14 protein-coding genes and 3 tRNA genes are annotated in these 16048 nt (G+C 57.1%); 7 read left to right on the top strand and 10 right to left on the bottom strand.

Annotation, left to right across the window (positions count from 1 at the left end; all coding sequences use genetic code 11):
• The first annotated feature begins 3 nt into the window (after window positions 1-3).
• The 3 genes from CRD13_RS06390 to CRD13_RS06380 all read left to right on the top strand — a co-directional run bounded on the left by CRD13_RS06390 (window position 4) and on the right by CRD13_RS06380 (window position 717).
• On the top strand, window positions 4-336 hold the full coding sequence (locus CRD13_RS06390) for a DUF3566 domain-containing protein (RefSeq protein WP_187401438.1): 333 nt from the start codon (window positions 4-6) through the stop codon (window positions 334-336).
• 203 nt (window positions 337-539) lie between these two features.
• Window positions 540-613, top strand: a tRNA-Ile gene (locus CRD13_RS06385).
• 31 nt (window positions 614-644) lie between these two features.
• Window positions 645-717, top strand: a tRNA-Ala gene (locus tag CRD13_RS06380).
• A 278-nt stretch (window positions 718-995) separates the two neighbouring features.
• Here the strand turns inward: CRD13_RS06380 and CRD13_RS06375 are convergent.
• Window positions 996-1889 carry a hypothetical protein gene (locus tag CRD13_RS06375; protein ID WP_016421751.1) on the bottom strand — a complete coding sequence of 298 codons (894 nt, stop codon included), beginning with the start codon at window positions 1887-1889 and terminating at the stop codon, window positions 996-998.
• A 304-nt stretch (window positions 1890-2193) separates the two neighbouring features.
• Between CRD13_RS06375 and CRD13_RS06370 the strand changes: the two genes are divergently transcribed.
• On the top strand, window positions 2194-2730 hold the full coding sequence (locus CRD13_RS06370; RefSeq protein WP_369707163.1) for a peptidylprolyl isomerase: 537 nt from the start codon (window positions 2194-2196) through the stop codon (window positions 2728-2730).
• Window positions 2731-3428: 698 nt separating this feature from the next.
• Here the strand turns inward: CRD13_RS06370 and crgA are convergent.
• Window positions 3429-3698 (bottom strand): cell division protein CrgA, encoded by a 270-nt coding sequence (crgA, locus tag CRD13_RS06365; protein WP_005511903.1) that lies wholly within the window; start codon window positions 3696-3698, stop codon window positions 3429-3431.
• A 135-nt stretch (window positions 3699-3833) separates the two neighbouring features.
• On the opposite strand from crgA, the gene CRD13_RS06360 reads away from it, so the two are divergent.
• A complete protein-coding gene (locus CRD13_RS06360; protein WP_048731900.1) occupies window positions 3834-4505 on the top strand; it encodes an aminodeoxychorismate/anthranilate synthase component II in 672 nt (223 codons plus the stop codon).
• A gap of 3 nt (window positions 4506-4508) precedes the next feature.
• Here the strand turns inward: CRD13_RS06360 and pknB are convergent, their stop codons facing one another.
• From pknB to CRD13_RS06325, 7 genes are all read right to left on the bottom strand, one after another.
• A complete protein-coding gene (pknB, locus tag CRD13_RS06355) occupies window positions 4509-6572 on the bottom strand; it encodes a Stk1 family PASTA domain-containing Ser/Thr kinase (RefSeq protein WP_049172595.1) in 2064 nt (687 codons plus the stop codon).
• Between the two features lie 53 nt (window positions 6573-6625).
• Window positions 6626-8110 carry a serine/threonine-protein kinase gene (locus CRD13_RS06350; RefSeq protein ID WP_187401437.1) on the bottom strand — a complete coding sequence of 495 codons (1485 nt, stop codon included), beginning with the start codon at window positions 8108-8110 and terminating at the stop codon, window positions 6626-6628.
• Window positions 8111-8112: 2 nt separating this feature from the next.
• Window positions 8113-9549 carry a penicillin-binding transpeptidase domain-containing protein gene (locus tag CRD13_RS06345; protein ID WP_049172592.1) on the bottom strand — a complete coding sequence of 479 codons (1437 nt, stop codon included), beginning with the start codon at window positions 9547-9549 and terminating at the stop codon, window positions 8113-8115.
• Complete coding sequence (locus tag CRD13_RS06340; RefSeq protein WP_083310511.1) at window positions 9550-10911, bottom strand: FtsW/RodA/SpoVE family cell cycle protein; 1362 nt, start codon at window positions 10909-10911, stop codon at window positions 9550-9552.
• Entirely contained in the window at window positions 10908-12242 is a 1335-nt protein-coding gene (locus tag CRD13_RS06335) for a PP2C family serine/threonine-protein phosphatase (RefSeq protein WP_016421757.1), read from the bottom strand. Before CRD13_RS06335 ends, CRD13_RS06340 begins: the two co-directional genes overlap by 4 nt.
• Complete coding sequence (locus CRD13_RS06330; RefSeq protein ID WP_016421758.1) at window positions 12239-12700, bottom strand: FHA domain-containing protein; 462 nt, start codon at window positions 12698-12700, stop codon at window positions 12239-12241. Before CRD13_RS06330 ends, CRD13_RS06335 begins: the two co-directional genes overlap by 4 nt.
• 136 nt (window positions 12701-12836) lie before the next feature.
• Entirely contained in the window at window positions 12837-13736 is a 900-nt protein-coding gene (locus tag CRD13_RS06325) for a DUF3662 and FHA domain-containing protein (RefSeq protein WP_187401436.1), read from the bottom strand.
• Window positions 13737-14000: 264 nt separating this feature from the next.
• On the opposite strand from CRD13_RS06325, the gene CRD13_RS06320 reads away from it, so the two are divergent.
• Window positions 14001-14084: transfer RNA gene (locus tag CRD13_RS06320), tRNA-Leu, on the top strand.
• Window positions 14085-14719: 635 nt separating this feature from the next.
• Complete coding sequence (locus tag CRD13_RS06315; protein WP_187401435.1) at window positions 14720-15535, top strand: hypothetical protein; 816 nt, start codon at window positions 14720-14722, stop codon at window positions 15533-15535.
• Between the two features lie 38 nt (window positions 15536-15573).
• On the opposite strand, the gene CRD13_RS06310 is transcribed toward CRD13_RS06315, so the two are convergent.
• The gene (locus CRD13_RS06310; RefSeq protein ID WP_070602180.1) at window positions 15574-15990 is read right to left on the bottom strand and encodes an iron chaperone; all 417 of its coding nucleotides are present in this window, start codon (window positions 15988-15990) and stop codon (window positions 15574-15576) included.
• Window positions 15991-16048: the final 58 nt, after the last annotated feature.

Below are 16048 nucleotides of genomic sequence, written 5' to 3'. Positions count from 1 at the left end.
CGCATGGCCGAAACTAACTTGGTAGTCGACAAGGTGAGCCCCTGGTCCGCCATGCGCATTACGGCGGCCACTGGTTTCATTTGCTTCCTCGTCTGGCTTGCCGCGGTTGGCCTGCTCTACCTCTTGCTCTCCGGGATGGGATTGCTCGCTCCGATTAGTGAAATGGTCGGCGGGGAGGATTCCATCAGCACGGGTCTCGTCCTTGGCCTGGCGGCCGCTGTAGGAGCGCTGTGGTGGGTGCTGTCGATTGGGCTCATGGCCCTCGGCGCGGTCATCTACAACGCTTGCGGCGGTCTCGTCGGAGGTCTCAAGATTTCGCTTGCCGACGACGACTAGGCTGCCTAGCCTCCCGCTGGCCCCGGTGTCACCCCCGTTCGGTGGCCCCGGGGCCGCGTTGGTTCAGAGGTGTTTTCAGTGATCTGGTTATGGAGTAGCCGTAATGACTACTTAATGACTGCTTTTTAACTCAATATTTAGGCCGCTGACCAGGCGATTTGTGAAGTGTCATGGTTACGGGTTAAGTTATATCTCGTTCCACGGGGCCTATAGCTCAGGCGGTTAGAGCACTTCGCTGATAACGAAGGGGTCGGAGGTTCAAGTCCTCCTAGGCCCACTGCCGAACAAGGTATAATTGCTCGGTGTACGGGGCTTTAGCTCAATTGGTAGAGCACCTGCTTTGCAAGCAGGAGGTCAGGGGTTCGATTCCCCTAAGCTCCACAAGGAACAAAATCCCCCGGTCGTAAGGCCGGGGGATTTTTGCGTTTTGGGGATGTAGAAGGGGAGGGGGCAAGAACGCCGAGTTACTGACTGCGTTTATGACAAAAATGGCGTGAAAAATGGCTTGAAACTGTCATAAACTTGCACAGTTTCACATTTGCAGCCCGTCTTTCTGAAGTTGTCAGGTTTGCTGCTTAACCAAAAACGCCCGACCGCCTGCGCATCAACTGCACAGAACAATCGGGCGTGAAAAGGCTTTTGGCTATCTAGCCGCCTATTTACTTCTTGCGAGCCTGACCCGGCTTCGGAGCCGGCTTGGACGGCTTGGAAGAGATCTTCTTAGCGTCGTCAGCGTTCTTCTTCTCGGTCTTGACCTCGTCGACCTTGATTTGAGCCTGCTTGGAAGCCTCTGCGGCCTTCTCCTCAGTGGTCTCCTTGGCCTCAGCAGCCTTGTCCTTGGCCTCGTCGGCCTTGTCGGCTGCCTTGCCCTTTACCTCTTCAGCCTTGTCCTTAGCCTCAGAAGCCTTCTCTTCAACGGTCTCCTTGACCTCTGCGGCCTTCTCTTCGACCTTGTGCTTAACTTCCTGGGCCTTCTGCTGGTACGGAGCTGGGTCAACCGGGAGCTTGTCGTCCTTGCGCAGCTTCCAAACGATGACACCGACGATTGCTGCAACAACAGCGAAGACCAGGGAAGCGGTTGCGATGCGACCGTTCTTGGCGCGCTGCTCTTCCTTACCGGTTACCTTGTCGATAGCCTTCTGGGTACGCACCTCGAGGTCCTTGCGAGCCTTCTTGGCCTTCTTTTCAGCCTTCTTAGCCTCGCAGCGAGCCTTGCAACGGGTCTTCTTGCCCTTGCGCTTAGCGTCCTTCTCGGCCTGCTTCGCAGCCTTCTTAGCCTGCTTCTTGGTCTCCTTGGACTTCTTCTCAACCTTGCCGGTCAGTTCTTCGGCCTGCTCAGCGAGCTGATCGCGGGCGTCGGAAACCTTTTCCTTAACGTCTTCCGCCCAATTGGTTGCTGCGTCCTTTGCTGCCTCGTTCTGTGCAGCTGCCACCTTCTTAGCCTCCTGCATCGTGTCGTAGAGCTCTGCAGCCTTCTTGTCCCGGTAATCCGAGTAGCTGTCGTAAGCGGACTTCAGTCCCTTGACAGCCAGCGAGATTGCGTTGGGGTTCATGACTCTCCTTTATTAGTGCGTCGCCAACAGGCATCGCCTTTAATTCTCAATCAATGATTAATACTGCTGCGGCGCCAGTGCCTCTGAGACCAAGATGCTTCTAAGTCCAAGAGCTAGGGCCCAGTTAGGCCTAGCGCCGAAATATTTGCAGCAGGCTCACATTCCAGCTTAGGCACTATTTGGCCTCCATGGGGGTCAACGAAGAACTCTTTTCCTTATCTTGAGAAACATTTTCGCTGGTTTCTGCCACGGAGAAACTCACCAGTAGGAGCAATTGGCCACCAAGGTCGGTATCCTAAGGAACGTGACTATTAAGACTGCTACTGCAACTGTGCACACCAACCATGGCGATATCGTGATTGACCTGTTCGGCAACCACGCGCCGAACACCGTCGACAACTTCATCGGCCTGGCAGAAGGCACGAAGGAGTACAAGGGTCAGAACGCCTCTGGCACCGAGTCCGGCCCGTTCTACGATGAGGCCATCTTCCACCGCATCATCGCTGGATTCATGATTCAGGGTGGTGACCCGTTGGGCACCGGCACCGGCGGCCCGGGCTACATGTTCGACGATGAGATCCACCCGGAGCTCCAGTTCGATCGTCCGTACCTGCTCGCTATGGCAAACGCCGGCAAGCGCGGCGGTCGTGGCACCAACGGTTCCCAGTTCTTCATCACCGTTGTTCCGACCCCGCACCTCAATGGCGCTCACACCATCTTCGGTGAGGTCGCTGATGACGCCTCGAAGAAGGTTGTCGACGAGATCGCTCGTGTGGCTACGGATCACTGGGATCGCCCGCTGGAGCCGGTCGTGATTACCTCCATCGACATCGAGAAGTAATCCGCTAGCTTCTACGCTCTTTAACCCGTCCGGTTGTTCCGGGCGGGTTTTTTCATGCCCATTTTCGCTTTACGACGGCCCGTAACTTCAATGTTGTGTTTAGGGGTAGTGGGGGTAGTAGCACATCGTGTTAATTCTCCACATGTCCACAGCCCTGTGGACAAAATACTCCACTGTTCACCTAGGTGAACACGGGCCAAGAAGCACGTTACGGGTCCCAATTTTCACAAATTACAACAATTCACAGTTGTCCACAGACTTGTGCACATGTGTGGATAATTCCATTCTTGTAATTTACGAACCAGCGTTCGAAAGTGGTCGAACTCCGCAGAATATTGGAGTTACGCACAACTTGACTTGCAACTATGTTACTTGTTCACAGAGTTATCCACAGGCTGTGGATACTGTGGACACAGGGGATAGAACCAAAGTTGTCATGCTTTACGGTTTCTGTCACGTAACCCGTGAGAAATTTGGGACGAAATCTCTCCACAGTTATCCACAAATTACATGATTGTTACACAGGTTTCTGTGGATAACTTTTTTGCGCGATCAGTAGGAGGGAAATCCTCATTCGTCGAAAAACGTGTGGGAAACGGGTGTATTGACGGGGGTGAATTGACCTGGGTTTTTAGGTATGAAAAAAAGGCGCATCCAAAAGTGGATGCGCCTGAGGGGGTGCGATGTATTAGAGCTGACTAACGCCAACCCATAGTCATCAGCAGACCAACAATGAAAAGACCAAAGCCGATGACGTAGTTCCATGCGTTCAAAGTCACCATGAACGGAATATGCGGACCCGCGATGTAGTTGACCAGCAGCCAGCCCAAACCAATCAGCATGAACCCGAACATCAGCACCTTGTACCACACCGGCGTCTGAGTGCTGTTGATTTTGACCGGGGTACGGCTGACGGAGGAGCCACCGGATTGTGGTGAATTAGTGCTTTCGATCTTTGCCTTAGGCATAGCGCTTTAAACTCCTTAGGTTGTGGTCAGCAGGTTGCGATCAGCGCGGTATCTACACTCCCGCGGTATATGCATAATTGTAAACTTTGCATCCGAACTTACCAGTGAAGTTCGCAGGCAGTAGAATTCCCAGTTATGCAGATTCTCGTCGTCGATAACTATGACAGCTTCGTATTCAATCTGGTCCAGTACATAGGCCAGCTCGGCGAAACGGTTACTGTCTGGCGCAATGATGATGCGCGTCTCCGCGATGTTGACGACGTCGTAAAGCAATTTGATGCAATCCTACTGTCGCCCGGTCCCGGTGAGCCGTCTAATGCGGGGTGGACAGAGGACATTATTCGCGCGGTGAGCAGGCAGGACGAGCCGACACCGGTGTTGGGTGTGTGCTTGGGTCACCAGGCGATTGGTGAGGTTTTTGGTGCGCAGGTTGTGCGTGCCGACGAGTTGTTGCACGGCAAGACCTCCCCGGTCACTCATGACGGCACGGGTGTTCTGGCCGATGTGCCCAGTCCTTTTATTGCCACGCGCTACCACTCGTTGACGGTGGATCCGAAGACGTTGCCGGAGGAACTCATTGCCACGGCATTCACCGATTCGGGCATGCTGATGGCGATGCGCCACCGCGACCTGCCGATTCACGGCGTGCAGTACCACCCGGAGTCGGTACTCACCCAGTACGGGCACCGCATGCTGGTCAATTGGCTGCGGCTGGCCGGCGGTGAGTACACCGAGGAACTCCTGGCGGAGTTGGAAGAGCAGCAGGCCGTGTACCAGCGCGCCTTCTCAGACGTGCTGGCACACTAGCCGCTAGTTAGGCAGCAGATCCGGCAGCCTTATGGGAGGTTCCGGAGCAGGCCGTTCCTCTGAAGAGCTCTCCGGGGCAACCCCCAGCCGGTAGACGCGCAGGGTGACCTCGCCGTCCTTGTTGAGCTTGGAGCCGGCTGACGGGTTGGCCTTCTCCACGTGGTCGACCTTGGACAGATCCAGCGTGGTGACTTCCTCGGTGCGGATAGTTCCCTCGAAGCCGGCATTGGTGAGTGCCTTCTCCGCATCACTGCGAGTCTGGCCCTCAACTCGTGGCATCTTAATTTGGTTGCCGCGCGAAACGTGCAGCTCGACAGTCGTTCCGACGGTGAGCTCCGTGCCCTTCTGGGGAACCTCAACAACGGTTCCCTGTTCCTCAGTGGAGTCAACCTCCACCACCTCGACAACGAAACCAGCGGATTCGAGGGTCGTGCGGGCGGAATCCAACCTCTGACCAGTGACATCCGGAACAGTCTTGGTCTCGATACCGGAGGAGACAGTCAAAGTTACGCGGGTTCCCTTCGACACCTGAGAACCGGCAGCTGGAGACTGCTCGATGACATTGCCGCGCGGAACGTCCTCACTCGGTTCCTCTTGCAGCTTCGGATTGACGACAAGCCCCGCCTCCTCGAGCAGGCGGCGAGCTTCCTCTGCCTGTTTGTCGCGTACATCCGGCACATTGGTCAACTCTGGGCCCGAAGATACGCGCAGCTTGATACGAGATCCCTGCGGCAACCCCGATCCGACACCCGGTTCGGTGGCAATCACCGTGTCTCGGGGCACATCTGGGTTCGGCTCGTCGACGCGGTTGACCACGAAACCAGCCTGCTCGAGAACCTGCGTTGCCTCATTGACATTTAGGCCCTCGACCTGCGGAATGGCGACGGTCTCGACCTCGGTGGACGAGTTGAAAAGCTGGTAGGCGCCGTAGCCGACACCGCCGAGAGCGACCAGCGCAGCAGCCGCCAGTGCGACAGTCTTTCCTGCGCCACCCTTCTTTTTCTCAGGCTCGTCAGTGTTAGCGATCTGAGCAGGGGCTTCCGGCTGGGCAGCCACTCTCTCCGGTTCCGGAGCCGGAGCCGGAGCAGGGACAGCGGCCGGAGTTGCCTGCTGCGCAGGGGTCACCCGGGTCTCAGCATCCGACGGAGTTGCCGGAAGGAATTCGGTGGTCTTCGCGTCGTCGTCATGCGCGCCGTGGTGCGCCAGCGCCAACGGATCCTCGCCGCGTGCAAGACGACGCAAATCCTGGGCGAAGTCCTCTGCAGAGTCGTAGCGCTCCATCGGATCCTTGGCCATCGCGGTCAACAACACCGCGTCGAGGGCCTGAGCCGTGTTCGGGTCGGTGTTGAGCTTCCCTGAAGGCCGCGGCGGCTGGTCCTGAACGTGCTGGTAAGCGACAGAAAGAGGGGTTTCACCGGTGAATGGCGGGGCGCCCGTGACGGCCTCGAAAAGTACGCAGCCGACAGCGTAGATATCGGAACGGGCGTCGGCGGTCTTACCGCGCGCCTGCTCCGGCGAGAGGTATTGCGCGGTACCCAGCACCGCCGCAGTCTGCGTCATCGTGGTGGAATCACCGAGCGCGCGAGCGATGCCGAAGTCCATCACCTTCACCTTGCCGGTGTTGGTCAGCATGATGTTCGCTGGCTTGATGTCGCGGTGAATAATGCCCGCATGGTGGGATGCCGTCAGCGCATCACACACCGATGCCATGATCGATGCGGCTTTCTTCGGGTCGAGCCGCCCCTCACGACGAACAAGATCACGCAGGGTCTCGCCCTGAATCAGCTCCATGACAATGAAAGGCACGCGCCCCATCGGGCTATCCGTCTCGCCGGTGTCGTACACCGACACGATCGACGGGTGATTCAGCAGCGCTGAGTTTTTCGCTTCACGACGGAACCTTGCGAGGAAGTTCTCATCCCTGGCAAGGTCGGCCCTCATCATCTTGACCGCGACAGAGCGACCGAGAACAGTATCTTCAGCGCGGTAGACATCGGACATGCCGCCAACGCCAATGAGCTCGCCGAGCCGATAACGGCCGGAGAGGAGATCGTCATTGCCAGACATTGTTCGTCAGTCCCTTCGGAAGGATTTCCACCAAAACATCTTGTACCTGAATATTACTGTGCATCTGGAGTCCCCAAGGTATTACCGGAGTCATTTCCCAGGGGCAATTGAATACCGGGTAGACCACCGCCACTGGAGTCGTTGCCATTGTCGTTGCCATTGTCGTTGCCCGAATCCTGAGTCGGTTCGGACGTATCCGGAGCGGTCTCGCTGGTGTCCTGCTCAGTGGAGCTGTCAGAGGCACCGTCATTGTTGCCGCCGTAGTTTTCCCCAGAGTTGCCGCCGTCGTTATTTCCCCAGTTACCGGAATTGTCTCCCGACCAACCGTAACCAGAACCGTCGTTGGGGTCGGTGTTTTCCTCTGTGGTTTGCTGCTGTGACTGGTTCGGAATGTACTGCTCCAAGTTCGGAATGGTTGGCAGTGAACCGGTAGTCGACAGCGAATAGACGACCGCGATAGCACCGGCCAGCAACACTAGCAGCACCAACAGCACAATGCTGCCGCAGCCACAACCGCAGCCACTGCGCTTCTTTGCCGGCTTACGCTGTCGGGCGGGTTGCTGCGGTGGCCGCTGTGGCTGCTGCGGTGGCTGCGACACCGGCATGGGCGGTCGCGTCATGGCACCGAGTTCGGTGGTCGCCGGGTTGGCAGCGTTGGATTGACGGTGCACCGTTGGGGTCACACCACGCGGCTGCGGTGGGCGGTGCCCCGCGCGCACTCGCAAAACAGCCTGTGCCAGCTCACGGCCATCGGCATAGCGACGCTGCGGATCCTTGCGCAGCATAATGCCGATAAGTTCGCGGATATGCGGATTGACCGTCGGCGCCAACGCAGGTGGTGCCTCGTTGATGTGTGCCACGGCAACCGCGACGGTGGAGTCGCCCTGGAAGGGCCGGGCGCCGGCCACCATTTCGTAGGCGACACAGCCAAGCGAGTAGATGTCTGTCGCCGGACTCACCTGTTTGCCCTGCGCCTGCTCCGGTGAGACATACTGCGCGGTACCGACGACCATGCCGGTACGCGTCAGAGGCACCGCTTCAGCGGCTTTGGCAATGCCAAAGTCGGTAATTTTCACCGTGCCCTCCGGCGTCACCAGGAGGTTGCCTGGCTTAATGTCGCGGTGGACAAGGTTCGCAGCGTGAATTGCCGACAGGCCGTGTGCAGTCTGCTCCAGAACGTCGAGCATCAGGTGCTCTGGCAGGGTGCGACGCCGCTGCAGCACCTGCGACAGAGATTCGCCACGGATGTACTCCATGACGATGTAACACGCGCCGTGGCTGCCGATGTCGCCTTCCTCGTAGGTGACAATCTTCACCACGTTTGGGCTGTTGACGCTGCGCGCAGCGGCGGCTTCGTTCTGGAAACGCTGCCGGAACTCGTAGTTGTCCGAGTACTCCTGGTTCAGAAGTTTGATTGCAACCAGTTCGCCGCTGGTGGCGTCGTCGGCAAGCCAGACGGTGGACATGCCGCCACGGCCGAGCAGACGGCGGACGTGATATCGTTCGCCAACGATGTCTTGAACTTGGTGGGCATCCATGCTTATCGACCCGCCTGTTCGACCGCGTTAATGAGTGCACGGCCAATCGGGGCAGCAACGGAGGCGCCGGTAGCGCCCTGGCCCTGGCCGCCACCGTTTTCCACGACGACAGCCACGGCGACATCGGAGTCCGGCGCGAAGGCGATGTACCAGACGTGCGGTGCGTACTCGCCGCGGACAGCACCGTGTTCCGCGGTACCGGTCTTGGAGGCAATACGCGAACCGTTACCGCCCGAGTGCGACTCGGAGCCGCGCATCAGCTCAGTTACGGTCTCCGCGACCTCCGGCGAAATCGCCTCGCCGGCTTCAATCGGCTTAAAGGACTTGATTTCGGAGAGGTCGGCACCGCGCACCGATTTGATGATCTGGGGTTCCATGCGCACGCCGCCGTTGGCAATCGTGGCGGCGATGATGGCGTTGTCCAGCGGCGTGAAAGACACGTCGCGCTGACCAATGGAGGTCTGACCCAGCGAGGACTGATCCGGAATATCACCGACAGCGGAGGGCTGAATCGGCAGGCCCGCGTCATCGTGGGTCTCACCGATGCCGAATCGCTTAGCGACGTCCTTGAGCGCATCGGCCCCGTACTGCATACCGAGCTCAGCGAATGCCGTATTACAGGACTGCGCGAAAGCCTGGCGGAGAGTTGTAGTAGCCCCACCACAGGTCGAGCCACCGTAGTTCTCCAACGTAGTGGTGGTATCCGGCAGCGTAATCTGCGGTGCGCCAGTGACCGAGGTGTCCGGGGAAGCGCCTTGCTCCAGTGCCGTGACCGTGGTCAACACCTTGAAAGTGGAACCCGGCGGCAGCGGACGCTGAGTGGCGTGGTTGAGCAGCGGTGCGCCCTCATTGTTATTGAGGGACTGCCAGGTACTCTCGTCGCCGGCGGCGATGTCATTCGGGTTGAACGACGGTGTGGAGGCCATCGCGAGAATTTCACCCGTCGATGGGCGAATGGCGACGGCGGAGCCGACGTAGCCGCGTTCAGCGAGTTGTTGGTACGCAGTCCGCTGAGCGTTCGGCAACAGCGTCAGCTCCGTGGAGGCCCCAGAGGGTTCCTTGCCCGTGACCATGTCGAGGGCGCGGGAGGTAAACAGCGAAGGGTCGCTGCCGTTCAAGATCTCGTTCTGAGAGCGTTCGATACCGGCCGAGCCGTAGATGTCCGACAGGTATCCGACCACCGCGGCATATGCCTCCGGGTCGGTGTCGTAGCTGCGGTCATAGAAGCCGCTCTCGCCCTTGACCGAGTGGGCCAGAATGTCGCCGTCAGTGGTGATTTGGCCGCGAGGTTTGGACTTTTCCTCCAGGAACTGGCGGCTATTCAGCGGATTGTGGGCGTACTTATCCTGCTGGAAGCCCTGGATGTAGGTCAGGTTCGCCAGTAGAAGAACGAAGAGTCCGAGAACGACAACAAAGATTTGGCGAATGGTTTTATTCATCTACTGGTTCACCTCCTGAGATGCGTTGGCATTGTCGTTGAGGCCCGAAGGGCTGCTTTGAATGCCCCAGGGGCGGTTGGCCTCGTCAGAGACGCGCAGCACGATGGCCAACATGATGTAGCTGGCCAGCAGTGAGGAACCACCGGCTGACATGAACGGAGTAGTCAGACCTGTCAGCGGCATCAGCTTGGAAACACCGGCTGCAACCACGAACAGCTGAATGGCCATCGAGAATGCGACACCGGCCGCCAGCAGCTTGCCAAAGGAATCACGTACCGCCAAGCTCGCCGAAATACCGCGGGAAATCAGAATCGCGAACAGCAGGATGATGGCACTCAGACCGGTAAAACCTAGCTCTTCACCAAAGGCCGAGAGGATGAAGTCAGAGTGTGCCACCGGAATGTTCTGTGGGTAGCCCTGGCCCAGACCGGTGCCACCGATGCCACCCCAGCTCATGCCGAACAGACCCTGGGAGAGCTGATAGCCGCCCTCGTCGTAGGAGCCCAACGGATCCAGGAAATGCGTGACTCGCGCCTGAATCTTGTCCGAAACCATGTAGACACCGACAACGCCGACGGTCACCAGCACCATGCCGATGATCAGCCAGGAACCACGACCGGTGGCAGCGTAGAGCATTGCCAGCACAGTGCCGAAGAGCACCAGCGCCGGGCCAAAGTCATTCTGCAGAGCCATGATGACGGTAGCGATGCCCCAGATCAGCAGAATCGGACCCAGGTCGCGAACACGCGGGAAATCAATGCCCAGGAAACGCTTGCCCGCCACATTGAACAGCGAGCGCTTATTCACCAGCAGCTGAGCAAAGAAGATCAGCAGCATGACCTTGGCAAACTCACCCGGCTGCATGGAAAACGGGCCGATGGAAATCCAGATGCGGGCATCAGCATTAATCGACGACGGCCACACCAGCGGTAGCGCCAACAGAATCAAGCCGCCGAGACCCAGCAGATACGAGTACTGCGACAGCGAGTGATGGTTGCGCAGCAGGACGATCACGCCGATAAACAGTGCGACACTGAGTACGGTCCACATGATCTGGTTGCGCACCAACGAGGTGTCATTGGCCAGGTCGAGGCGGTGAATCATCACCAGCCCCAAGGCATTGAGCGTTGCTGCAACCGGCAGCATCACCTGATCGGCGTTGGGCGCCACAAAGGTCAGCGCGATATGCGCCACTGCAAAGATCACAAAGAATCCGCCAATGATGTAAAAGACATCTGCGGTCAGAGAGTTGCCCTGAGCCAGTTCCAGTGAAATTAGTGCCAAAAGCAACAATCCTGCCGACAGCAGCAGCAGGAGCATTTCCTTCATCCGAAGCTGTCGCTTCGTGGTAGTTTCACTCATTTTCGCACCTGCCTACAGTTGACTCCTGGCTTCGAGCCCAGCTTTTCATCCTTCTTGTCATCGTCGGAAACGGACAGACATACCGGCAGTGCCGACTCCGCCAAACGGCCAATCTGGTCGCTGACACCGTCGTAGGAATCAGCCGGCAGACCTTCCAGCGAATTGCGTGCCGCCGGTGAGAGATCTTCCGGCGTCATGATGTGGCAGTCGACCTTCTCCTTCGGCGTCCCAGCCGGAGGAAGCTGAACTTTATTGTCATCGGTCAAACAGATGAACTGATGTGGCTCTTGCAGATCGAAGCCCAGCAAACTGCCGGGCACGCCGTGCATCAGCTGCACCTGCCCGTCGACCACCGCGAGATGGTACATCGACTCCTTCTTCTGCCAGCCCCAAATACCAAGGCCGACCAACCCGGCCACCAGCACCAGCACCACAGAAATAACTAGCCACTTGCCCTTGGAAGCTTTCTTCTCCGGCGCCGAAGTCACTGCAATTTCCTGCGACTTCCGCGGGCGGAGTGCCGCCGCGCGTCCCGCTGACGTATTGGGGCGGGGGAGTTCCTCCTCCGCACTCTGTAGGGCACCGGCCAGGGCGGGCTCGTAAGGCGTGCGTGCCGACGAATCGACAACATCGGCAACCACCACGGTGATGTTATCCGGACCACCGGACTTCAACGCGTAGTCAATGAGCTTGGTAGCGGCCTCGTCCGGAGTGCCCTCCGAGAGCACATCCTTGATGGTGTCCGCGGACACTGGATCGGATAGACCATCCGAGCACAGCAGGTAGCGATCGCCCTCGTGAACATCGCGATAAGACAAAGTAGGCTCCACCGGGCGACCGGTGAGAGCCTTCAAAATCAGTGAGCGCTGAGGGTGAATTGCCGCTTCTTCTTCGGTGAGATTGCCCTCATCCACCAGGGACTGCACATAGGTGTCATCCCGGGTAATGCGGATGAGCTCCCCGTCGCGCAGCAGATAGCCACGCGAGTCACCGACATGGCACATGCCCAGGCGGGTACCGTCGAAAAGCAGAGCAGTCAGCGTAGTGCCCATGCCTTGCGTAGAGGGGTTCTGCTCAATTTCATCCGCGATGGAGTTATTGCCCTCCATGCAGGCGCTGCGCAGGGACTCGAGCAAATCGGGGCCGGGCTGATCATTGTCCAGCCGAGAGACGGCCGCAATCATCAGCTGAGATGCGATTTCTCCGGCGGCGTGGCCACCCATGCCGTCGGCAAGCGCGAGCAGACGCGAACCCGCATAGGCGGAGTCCTCGTTGTTCTGTCGGATGAGGCCGCGGTCAGAGCGGGCCGTGTAATTCAGAGCAAGACTCATGGTTGCAACCTCAAAGTTGTACGGCCAATACGAAATTCCATACCCGAAGCCAGGCGTTCCGGCTGTTCCACGCGCTGGCCATTGAGGAATGTGCCATTGCGGGAGTCCAGGTCTTCCAGGTACCAGATGCCGTCGCGGTTGATGACGCGAGCGTGCTGGCCCGAGGCGAAGTCATCGTTGAGGACGAAGGCATTCGACTCTGAACGGCCAATAGTGATGTCGCGTTGGTTGTTTAGGTTCATGCGCGAACCCGCCAGCGGCCCGGAGGTGACAAGGAGCTGATGTGGAGTCTGCGAGCGCTGGAAACGCTTGGCCGGAGCACTGCTGGCCTGCCGAAGTGGGCGCAGCGGAGCCGAGCCTGTTGTTTCTGTACGCAGGGTGCGAAGCGTCATCCAAATGAAAAACCACAGGACGACCAGCACGCCGATGCGCGAAAGCAGAAAAACGATAGCTTCCACGTCCGAGGAACCTCCTTATGTAGAGCTGGTGGGTCCGCAAACCGAACACACGGACGTAATTATTCCAGGAATGTGTCGGCAAACCTAGGGCAGTGGCATGTGAACCTGGTGAACCTCACTACTTAGCGGATCTGAATCAGCGAATCTGAACTTCGAGAACAGAATATCCCAACGAGATTTCGTCGCCGTCGGCCAGCAGCCAGTTCTCAATGGGTTCGCCATTGACAATGGTGCCGTTGGTCGAATGCAAATCGACGAGCACAGCGTCCTGGCCGTCCCACGTGATCTCGGCATGCTGGCGGGAAACACCAGTATCCGGGAGGCGGAAGTCGGAAGCGGTGCCGCGGCCGATGATGTTCGAACCATGGCGCACCTCAAATACGCGCGAGGAGCCGTCCTGCAACAGCAGGGTGACGGTCTTTTCCTGGGACTGGTCTTCGCCCACGGTCGCGCTGCTCAGCTCAGTTGCAGCCTCTGGGTCGACCGCGGGGATGGGGCGGGAAGCGGTGGGGAACTGCTCAGCTTCCGGCTGCGGGTGGTAGGCGGCAGAGGTCTCTGCAGCTTGGGGTTCATCATCGCTTTGCGACGGGGCTGCGTCAGTGTTGGCATCATCTGCACTGTCCTCGAATGGGACGAACTCCGAGGTGCCCACGGTGTCCTCGGTGAAAGTGCTGGCCGTCTTCAACTGGCCGGTGTGGAGAGACTCCACTGCCTGCAGGTGGACGCTAATGGAACCGGTGAAGCCCCAGCCGTTGTTACGGCAGTAGCGTGTCATGCGGTCAGCCAACTGATTCGGCAGGTTGGGCTCGGACGCAGAAAGGTTCTTGTAGTCGGCAGCGCTGATGCCAATGCGGAAATCATTGGGTGCCAAGTACTGACCGTTGGCGTCCTGCATCAGGAAGTCTTCAATTTCCTGCTTCAGGCATTCTTCTAACTCATTCGGGACAACCTTGCCGCCGAACACGCGCGCAAAGCTGTTATCGAGCCCGCGCTGAAGCGAGCTATCGAGCTTGCGGATGCGTCCTAGGAAATCCATCTGACTAAAGAAATTCGCCTTCTCCCGCCAAACCGCGGCGGGTTACGTGAAAAAATGTGCACAAAAATTATCGATACTTAAGCAACAGTATAGAGCCCTACACCTTCAGTTAAGGGCTAGGAACTGCTGAGGTTTATCAAATAGTGACGACGGTTGTGGGGTGAGTTGCTATTGCTAAGTGCTGAAAAGTGATGGAAAACGTGCGCTGGCCTGGGGATTTGGTGGTGTATTAGCGCGGGGTGTTATAGTTCTATTCGTTCCCACGGGCGAGTGGCGGAATGGCAGACGCGCTGGCTTCAGGTGCCAGTGTCCTTTACGGACGTGGGGGTTCAAGTCCCCCTTCGCCCACAGCGAAGATTCTCGGAAGTGTAAATGCTTCCGAGGATTTTTTGTTTGTGGGGTTGGGGTTTGGGGTGGGGCTTGGGTTGAAGCAGAGGCAGATGCTGAGCTGAGGTTGTTGGCTTGTCCTTTAACTCTCCTTTAACCCTGTCCGGCACTTATGGCCAGGTTTCGGGGACTTGTCGATGGATTCTCCTGACTTATCGATGGTTTTTCGGCACTTATGCGCACGCTGTGGGCCAGGCTCTCTCACTTGTCGATGCGCTATTCACTTGTGGACACGCTGTAGCGCATCGATAGGTGAATAGCGTGGCCATAAGTCGTCGGATGCGTGGGCCAGCGAGCATTGCAGCCAGCTCGCGAGAAGAAATGTAGAAATCTCAAAACTCATTTTGTATTGAAAGTAGAAGAAAACTTGAATAGTTTTGAGATGAGCATGAGGGCGGTCGGCCCCCATCTGCGACATTGGTATAGCGGTGTTCAGTCATGAATTTGGCTCACGGCCATATTTTAACGATTGTTTGGTACCTGTTTATATCGTGAAAAATCAACTCAAGAATGTGTAAGAAATATTAAGAGAGAGCTTGCATGGTGAGGAATCTTCTTCCGAGGAAAGCCTGTCAATTCATAGTCGGAATGTAGGCATGAAAATTATATTTAGAGCAATTCTGGTTACCGCAATTATTCTTGAAGCAGTTCTTTTCCTTCTTATGAATGTGGTATCTGGTTTGCCGGGTTGGGTATTCCTGTTACCACTTGCCGTGGTGGTTGCGGCTTTTCTCTTACTGTTTGGAGGTATGTGGCAAGACTATCTCAGAAATGGCAGGTCATGGGCTGCTTCGCTGTCCGAGACGTCAAAGAAATTTGGCGTACCTCGAAAAATACTAGCGTTACTCGTTTCGGAAGTTGGTTCGCTGCTAGCTGCTTTCACCTTTTTTAAGCCTCAGAGAAATGTCGACAGTGAAGTCAGATCCTTCACAGCATATAGGAACCTTCGAACTGTTGTTTTTATGATACTGGCGCTGAGCGTTGCAGAAATAAGCATAGTGCATTTTGCTATTTCTAATGCGTTTTGGCGATATTTATTGCTGGTAATTAGTGTTTATGCCGTAGTTCTTTTATCTGGATTTTACGTAACTGTTCGGGATCATCCACATCTAATGACACCGCAAGGACTCGTACTGCGAAATGGGCGAAGGCTTATTTGCGAAATTCCGTGGTCACACTTACGTCATGCGAGCTCCGTAACGGCAGGTGAAGGAGGGGACGTAGCAATTGACGAGCACGGCAATCTCAGGGTGCCTGTTTTGAGTGAAGTGAACGTCAAGTTAGAAGTCGATTCGCAGGTCGTGGCAGAAGATCTTTACAAGGGACCAATGATGGTTTCCTCGATTGAGATTTACTGCGACGACAAAGACACATTCCTGCGTGATCTCGCTGAGGAAAGGAATGCTCATTAAGTGCTTGGCAGCTTCCAGGGCTGGTAATCAACCCCGACCTACCGCCAGAACTTGGTCATCCCGCGCTTGTCCTCGATGTTGAACTCAATCATTTTGGCCAGCAGGTCCAGCGGCATGGACTCGGCCTTGCCATCCTTTGGCCAGGGGAAGCGGACCATCATTTTTCCGTAGGAGAGGCCGCGGGCATCGAACTCGTCGGAGAACTTCACAATGCCGTCGCGCTCTGGGGCGATGGACATGTGTTTCTTGGCGTAGGAAAAACCGATGATAAAAGTGCCATCGAGCGTGAACATCGGCTGATTCCAGGCAATGCGAACGCCGAGTTCCGGGTACTTTTCATGAACCCATTCCAACACCTCGAGAGCGACAGCGCGCTGCGTGTCATCATCTACCCGCGAGAGGTGATTGGCGAAGAACTCGGCGATGGTTTCATCGGTCATATGCTGAACAGCCATAGCCTGGATTTTACTGTGCCATCAACTAACACCCGAGCCATCAACTAACATAACTCCG

Source organism: Corynebacterium sp. LK26, assembly GCF_014335085.1.
GTDB lineage: Bacteria > Actinomycetota > Actinomycetes > Mycobacteriales > Mycobacteriaceae > Corynebacterium > Corynebacterium jeikeium_D.
This window is presented reverse-complemented; position numbering and strand designations above follow the sequence as displayed.